Source organism: Pontibacter sp. JAM-7 (assembly GCF_048548695.2).
GTDB lineage: Bacteria > Pseudomonadota > Gammaproteobacteria > Pseudomonadales > Balneatricaceae > Neptuniibacter.
The window spans coordinates 1-241 of record NZ_JBLYIF020000070.1 but is presented as its reverse complement, the minus strand read 5'-3'; the positions used below and the strand labels follow the sequence as shown (position 1 = coordinate 241).

At 57.3% G+C, this 241-nt stretch carries 1 protein-coding gene; it reads right to left on the bottom strand.

The genetic code is table 11. The features are described 5' to 3' along the window. Positions 1-241, bottom strand: a 241-nt coding sequence (locus tag ACFVYJ_RS13900; RefSeq protein ID WP_463255468.1) for a pyridoxal-phosphate dependent enzyme, incomplete at both ends; no start/stop codon positions are given.

Below are 241 nucleotides of genomic sequence, written 5' to 3'. Positions count from 1 at the left end.
AACCCATCGACCTTGCCTTCGGTTTGCTCCCAAATCTCGGGGCCTGTGGTCTCGAAATGGGCCTTACGGTTAGCCACGTTGTCGAACTGGTTCGCCCAGATCGCACCGTTCGGCTCCGTTTCGTTCAGCTTTTTCGCCAGACGCTCGGAATAGCGCACAAAGTTGTTGGGATTGCGGTAAGGCGCCGCTGGCACTTGCACCAATTCGGCCCCAGCGAGCCGCAGCATGTCTTTCTTTTCCT